Origin of the sequence: Bacteroides faecichinchillae JCM 17102 (assembly GCF_000614145.1) — a bacterium.
Classification (GTDB): domain Bacteria; phylum Bacteroidota; class Bacteroidia; order Bacteroidales; family Bacteroidaceae; genus Bacteroides; species Bacteroides faecichinchillae.
The window spans coordinates 25,212-32,229 of the sequence record NZ_BAKK01000046.1 but is presented as its reverse complement, the minus strand read 5'-3'; the positions used below and the strand labels follow the sequence as shown (position 1 = coordinate 32,229).

The window sequence follows — 7,018 nt, the reverse complement described above, 5'->3', positions numbered from 1 at the left end:
TTTATTTTTGTTTTGTTGCATACTCAGTTTTATATTGTGCTGCTAAATCTTCTTTCCATTTGAAGAATTTGTGTGTTGAATATGCAGAGACTCCATTAGGCATAGATGTAGAAAAACCACGTTTTAGTTGGCAAATGGCAGTTCCTTCCGATCGTAGAGGAGATATGCAAACTGCCTATCAGATTACTGTGACAAATGAGCATGGAACTCAAGTCTGGAATTCTGGGAAAGTGATGAGTGATATGTCACTTAACATTGAATACGAAGGACAATCTTTGAGACCGGTCACTCGCTATATATGGACAATTCGCGTGTGGGATAATAAAGGTAAAAACGCGTCAGCTTCTTCTTGGTTTGAAACCGGATTGATGAGTAGAAATGATACAGATAAGATATGGGGAGGCGCTAAATGGATTGGAGGTGGTGACGAAGATCAAACATTACATTCACAATATCTTCCTGTATACCGTCTCGACTTTACCTACAACTTGATAGGCAATCAGGTTCTACACGTGCGGGTTTTATTTATGGGGCTAACGATCATCGTTTGATGAATAAGTTTAAAAATATATACCATTTACAGAATGCCAAAGATGAATCATACGTAATGATGGAATTGGATATAGCTCCGTTGATCTCGGGCAAAGAGGCACAAATTAATGTTTATCGTGTGGGCTATCATCCTGACGATCGTAAAGAAGTACCATTGAAAAGTCTGATTATTCCTACTTCTCTAATTAATGAAAACAATAAATATGAGAAACATACTGTCATATTAACCTCTAATTATGGGACCACTCGTCTATTTATTGATAGCGACCAAAATAACATTGGAGAAGTCAATCTTAATCCTATAGGTCGAGGTGGTGATTTTATTACTTTTCCGGTGGTTGCTGATATTGGTTATTCCCTTCCGGAAGGACAGATTGCAACTTTTTCCAATATCAAGATCAGACATTTCCAACGCCCTTCCAATGTTATTCGGGTGTTGAACTTCGATACAAGTTCCGGTTCTTTCCTGACATTGGATCCAAGCCGGAATTCCATGCCTATGCTCCGTACCCGGTTTGTTTCAGAGAAACAAAAGGTGAAGAAAGCACGTCTTTATGTTACTTCACGTGGCATTTATGAAATATATATGAATGGATCTCGGATTGGAAATGATTATTTTAATCCGGGGATGACACAATATAATAAGATGCATTTATACCAGACTTATGATGTGACTGATTGTATTCAGGAAGGAGATAATGTGATCGGTGCTTTACTGGGTGAAGGCTGGTGGAGTGGAGGATGCACATACTTGGGAGAACTTTGGAATTACTTTGGTGATCGTCAGTCATTATTGGCTAAACTCGTAGTTACGTATGCTGATGGAGCAGAGAAAGTGGTAGTAACTAATCCTTCCCAATGGCAATATTTCAGTGAAGGTCCTATACGTTATGGAAGTTTCTTTCAAGGTGAGATATATGATGCTCGGAAAGAAAAACAAATATTGGGATGGAGTACTCCCGAATACAAGGCAACAGCATGGAAGTCGGCTCAAGAGATTATACTTGGCGGAATTGTAAGTACTGGTGGAAGCAATGGTTGGGAACCTGCCAACGATTATTCAAACTTTTGGCTCACCGGGCAATTCGGACAGACGATAAAAGCCATCAAAGAACTGACTGCCATTTCTGTGAAGGAGGTCCGCCCAGGCGTTTTTGTTTATGATATGGGACAAAATATGGCAGGGGTTCCTCAAATCAATTTGTCGGGTATGCAACCGGGAACGAAAGTATATTTACGTTTTGCAGAAGTGACCTATCCGGATCTTCCGGAATATCAAGGAAATATTGGCATGATAATGCTGGAAAATATTCGTGGAGCTATGGCACAAGATATTTACGTTACGAAGGGAGGAAATGAAACTATTTCTCCACGTTTTACTTATCATGGCTACCGTTATTTGGAGATTACAGGTATTGAGAAGCCACTTCCGTTGGAATCTGTAAAGGGAGTGGTACTGAGTTCTATCGATGGTTTAACAGCCAATTATGAAACTTCGAATACAAAAGTAAACCGATTATGGCAGAATATTTTGTGGTCAGCTTATGCTAATTTTATGTCTGTTCCTACCGATTGCCCTCAACGCAATGAACGGCTTGGATGGAGTGGTGATATTTCTGTCTTTTCGCGTACAGCTACTTATCTGGCTTCTTTCCCTCAATTTTTACGTCGTCATATGTTTGCTATGCGTCAAACTCAACATGCAGACGGGCGTTTCCCGGATATAGCACCTCTTGGAGGAGGGTTTGGCGGACTACTTTGGGGAAGTGCCGGTATTACCGTAGCATGGGAGTCCTATCAGCAATATAATGATCGTGTATTGTTGTCCGAACATTATGATGCAATGAAGCATTACATAAAATATATCCTTGAAAAATATATAGATCCTACTACCGGAGTACTGACTCAGGGACAAGCATGGTGGGGGAATTTAGGCGATTGGTTAGGATTAGAAGATGGAAAGAATGATAAAACTTTACTATGGGAATCCTATTTTATTTATGATCTTGATTTGATGCATAAAATTGCTGTAGTATTGAATAGGAAAGATGATGCGGAATGGTACAAGAAACTGGCTACCGAACGAAGGGAATTCTTTGCTCATACCTATATTCAACCGGAGACGGGAAAAACAATTGCTTCAGGGGTCAATGGACCGAAGAAAGGTGAGTTAGTAGATATCCAAACATCGTATGTATTACCTTTAGCTTTCAATCTGGTTGATTCTACAATGAAAGATAAACTGGTGGAACATCTTGTACAAACAGTGACCAGAGACAATAAAACTGATCAGGGAAAAGAATGTCCTTCTTATTCTTTAATGACAGGTTTTATAGGTACAGCATGGATTAATATGGCTTTGTCTGAAAACGGATATTCGGGTGTTGCATATAAGTTGTTACAGCAAACTAGTTATCCCTCTTGGCTTTATCCTATTGAACAAGGAGCTACTACTATTTGGGAACGGTTGAATTCATATACGCGCCTTGATGGTTTTGGTGGCAACAATAGCATGAATTCTTTTAATCATTATTCTTTTGGTGCTGTGGGTGCATGGATGTGCAATTACTCGTTAGGTATACAACGTGATGAGAGATATCCCGGATTTAAGCATTTCATATTGAAACCGGAAGTAGATGTGACAGGGGCTATGACTTATGCGAAAGGTTACTATGATTCAATGTATGGACGCATTAATAGCAGTTGGAAAAAAGAAGATGATGCATTGATTTATCAATGCACAGTTCCTGCCAATACGATTGCACGTTTATATCTTCCTGCCGTTTCTGTAGAAAGAATTTCCGAGGGGAATAAATCTTTGAAGAAAAGTAAAGGAGTAGAGTATGTAGGTGTGGAAGATGGTAAAGTAATATTGGATCTTTCATCCGGTGACTATTCTTTTAAAATAGAAAAGTAGACTGGTTTATAAAGTATTATTCTTATAAATGAAAAACAGATAAGCAATGAAAAGATTAATTGTACTGGCATTAACATTAATGACTTTATCATTGAATGCTCAGAAAAATCTGAGTTTGTGGTATGAACAGCCGGCTAAAGAATGGGTGGAAGCTCTGCCTTTAGGCAATGGACAAATTGGCGCGATGGTGTTTGGAGGAATAGAAAATGAATTGATACAACTGAATGAGGTGACTTTGTGGTCGGGTGGACCACAGAAAAAGAATGTAACCCCCGATGCATACAAGTATTTAAAACCTATACGGGAAGCTTTGGCAAAAGAAGATTACCGGGAAGCCACTAATCTTTGTAAGAAAATGCAGGGATATTTCACCCAAAGTTTTCTCCCTTTAGGAGATATCCGCATTAAACAAAGTTTTGGCGGTAGAGTCAATCCGTCCGGCTATGTGAGAAAATTATGTTTGGATGAGGCCATTGCTACTACCGAATTTGTTGTGGGGGGAGTGAAATATACACGTGAAATATTCACTTCGGCTCCGGATAGTGTCATGGTGATAAGTTTCACTGCTAATAAGCCCGGCAAATTGACATTCGACATTGCTATGAGTAGCCTTATCAAAAACACAATTACGGCCAAAGATAATGATAAACTTTACATGAATGGGCAAGTGCTGCCCACGTTGATCCGGTTTATCACAACAGGCCGGGGAAACCGGCAATTGAACAAGTGGATACCGACGGGCTTGGAGGAATGCGTTTTCAAACTATTTTGAAGGCTTTGCCGGTTGGAGGAACTCTTCAAGTAGACGAAAAATGTATCCATGTGAGGAATGCCGACCGATTGACTTTGTTATTATCAGCAGCAACCAGTTTCAATGGTTTTGATAAACATCCTGATAAAGAAGGTAAAGATGAGAAGATGATTTCGCAACGGAGAATGGATGATGCAGTATCTCTAAATTATGATGAACTGAAAAGAAAACATATCTCAGACTTCAGCAGCTTTTTTAATCGCGTTACATTACATCTGACTGATACATTAAATAATAAAGTGAATGAGAAACTCCCTTCGGATTTTCGCTTGAAACTTTATTCTTATGGAAATTATGACCCAGCCTTGGAGGAACTCTTTTTTCAATACGGAAGATATCTGTTGATTTCCGCCTCGCGTCCGGGTGGATCGGCAGCTAATTTGCAAGGTTTGTGGAATAAAGAATTTCGTCCGCCCTGGAGTTCGAATTATACGATTAATATAAATACGGAAATGAATTATTGGCCGGCTGAAACAGGTAATCTGTCCGAAATGCACAAGCCACTTATAGATTGGATCAAGAATCTGTCGAAAACAGGCAAAGTAACAGCAAATGAGTTTTATCGTGCGAGGGGATGGGTGGCCCACCATAATTCAGATATTTGGGGATTGAGTAATCCGGTAGGTAATTGTGGTGAAGGCGATCCGGTTTGGGCGAACTGGTATATGGGAGGTAATTGGCTTTGCCAGCATTTATGGGAACATTATTGTTTTACCGGTGACAAGAATTACTTGAGAGACGAAGCTTATCCGGTAATGAAAGAAGCCGCTCTATTCTGTTTTGATTGGTTGGTAGAGAAAGACGGTTATTTGATAACTTCTCCATCTACTTCACCAGAAAACTCATTCTGGATTGATGGTAAATACTATGCAGTATCAGAGGCAACAACGATGGATATGGCGATTATCCGTGATTTGTTTACGAACTTGATTGAAGCTCGGAGATTTTGAATATGGATAAGAAATTCTGTAAACAGTTGAAAGAAAAAAAAGATAAATTATTTCCTTACCGGATTGGTTCACAGGGACAATTACTTGAATGGAGCAAAGAATATAAAGAGACAGATCCTCGTCATAGACATCTTTCTCACCTGTTTGGTTTGCATCCGGGACGTCAGATTTCTCCATTGATAACTCCTGAACTGGCAAAAGCTGCTGATAAAACTTTTGAACTGCGTGGTGATGAAGGTACAGGTTGGAGTAAGGGATGGAAGATTAACTTTGCAGCCAGATTGTTGGACGGTGACCATGCTTATAAAATGATTCGTGAGATCATGCATTATTGTGATCCTTCTGCCGGTGGAGTAGGGGGAACTTATCCGAATTTCTTCGACGCTCATCCACCTTTCCAGATTGATGGAAACTTTGGAGCAACAGCGGGATTTATAGAAATGCTTCTTCAAAGTCATTTGAAAGAACTTCATCTGTTACCGGCTTTACCAAGTGCCTGGCCTTCAGGAAGTGTATCAGGTTTGAAAGCCAGGGGGAACTTTGAAGTAGATATCGTTTGGGAAGATCATCAATTGAAGCAGGCCAAGATTAAGTCAAATATGGGGAATAAGTGTGTTTTGAGGACTCAAGTTCCAGTGAGTATTGAAGGAGTTGTATCCACTCAAGTAAAGGAAGGCAATTACTACATTAGTAGTTTTGAAACAAAAAAAGGAGATTTTTATGTAATAACAGCCATTGCAAACTAAATAAAGTCTGGAAAGAAATCAGGTTTTGAGTAATAAATCTCATCTTTTGCATTTAATTTAATAATGGAAGGGATGAGATTTATTAAATGTCAAATTACTATTTATTGAGATTAGAAAATGAAACAAACACAATTCCAATTATCAAGCGACGGTATTTAAATCAATTTTCAAACCAAAAAGCTTCTTCTACATCTTTAATATATTTATTAATATTCTTATTTCCCTTTTTAGTTACCAAGAATGAGACTGTCAATCTTTCGCCCCATTTTATCATTGTCAAGTCCATTTTATGCATGTATAGATCCATATATATAGATTTTTCATTCTTAATTGGAGAGGTAATCACATACTGTGCATTAAAAACTTTTTTAGATTTTCTCGGCGACCAACAAGTTATTTTCTTATTAATCTTTTCCATCTCCTCCTCTGTCGGATAGATTAAGAAGGATCCCATACCTAACGCTTGCTTTATCCAATAAAAAAGTTCTTTTGGTAGTTTGGTAATCGATTTATCTATCTTTGACTTCATGCCGGGACATTTGATGAATAGTATACACTCTCCATCTTCATGTATCCATTGAGAAGTTATTGCATTATTTGCTGTCATATGTAACTCTTTGGGATTTACCGGAGGAAATTCAAGACCAAATGTTTCAGATATAATATATTGTGGGAGTCTTTTATATATTAGCCCTATAGCTTTTGTCGCTCTGTCTAATTCTCCTCTTATCAGTTCCATATTGGGATCAGTGGAAGATTCCTTAATTTCTCCATCTTCTACTATTTCTATTGTGTGTTTTGATAGGTCCTTCGGACGATAAACCAAGTGGTTGTATTTCGGGAATATTCCTTCCGCTGTTATTGTGTCTTTCTGTCCGTATGTGGGAAGTAAACATGCAATAGCACAAATTGCTAAAAATAAAATTCTTATATTATTCATAATAGAAATTGATTATTCGTTTTTTACAAAATATTATTGTTATGCGAATGAGATATATTTATAATAAACTTTCATATATAGATGTTTGTAATCATGGTTAAT

Annotated in this window: 5 protein-coding genes and 1 pseudogene; 5 read left to right on the top strand and 1 reads right to left on the bottom strand. The window is 38.2% G+C overall.

The genetic code is table 11. The annotated features are described in order from the left end of the window. The 5 genes and pseudogenes from JCM17102_RS32640 to JCM17102_RS32570 form a co-directional block, all read left to right on the top strand. On the top strand, nucleotides 1-551 hold a 551-nt coding region (locus JCM17102_RS32640), incomplete at its 5' end, for a glycoside hydrolase family 78 protein (protein ID WP_444542051.1). Next, on the top strand, nucleotides 551-3,469 hold the full coding sequence (locus tag JCM17102_RS28260) for a family 78 glycoside hydrolase catalytic domain (RefSeq protein ID WP_444542050.1): 2,919 nt from the start codon (nucleotides 551-553) through the stop codon (nucleotides 3,467-3,469). The genes JCM17102_RS32640 and JCM17102_RS28260, both read left to right, overlap by 1 nt. A 46-nt stretch (nucleotides 3,470-3,515) precedes the next feature. Beyond that, nucleotides 3,516-4,241, top strand: coding sequence for a glycoside hydrolase family 95 protein (locus tag JCM17102_RS31920; protein WP_275564424.1), 726 nt, complete (start codon nucleotides 3,516-3,518; stop codon nucleotides 4,239-4,241). Beyond that, nucleotides 4,220-5,616 (top strand): annotated as a pseudogene (locus JCM17102_RS31915) (glycosyl hydrolase family 95 catalytic domain-containing protein); the annotation flags it as partial. The gene JCM17102_RS31920 and the pseudogene JCM17102_RS31915, both read left to right, overlap by 22 nt. 54 nt (nucleotides 5,617-5,670) lie before the next feature. Then, entirely contained in the window at nucleotides 5,671-5,976 is a 306-nt protein-coding gene (locus tag JCM17102_RS32570) for a glycoside hydrolase family 95-like protein (RefSeq protein WP_373278908.1), read from the top strand. A gap of 160 nt (nucleotides 5,977-6,136) precedes the next feature. Here the strand turns inward: JCM17102_RS32570 and JCM17102_RS17560 are convergent, their stop codons facing one another. Further along, on the bottom strand, nucleotides 6,137-6,916 hold the full coding sequence (locus tag JCM17102_RS17560; protein WP_025076095.1) for a hypothetical protein: 780 nt from the start codon (nucleotides 6,914-6,916) through the stop codon (nucleotides 6,137-6,139). Nucleotides 6,917-7,018 lie beyond the last annotated feature (102 nt).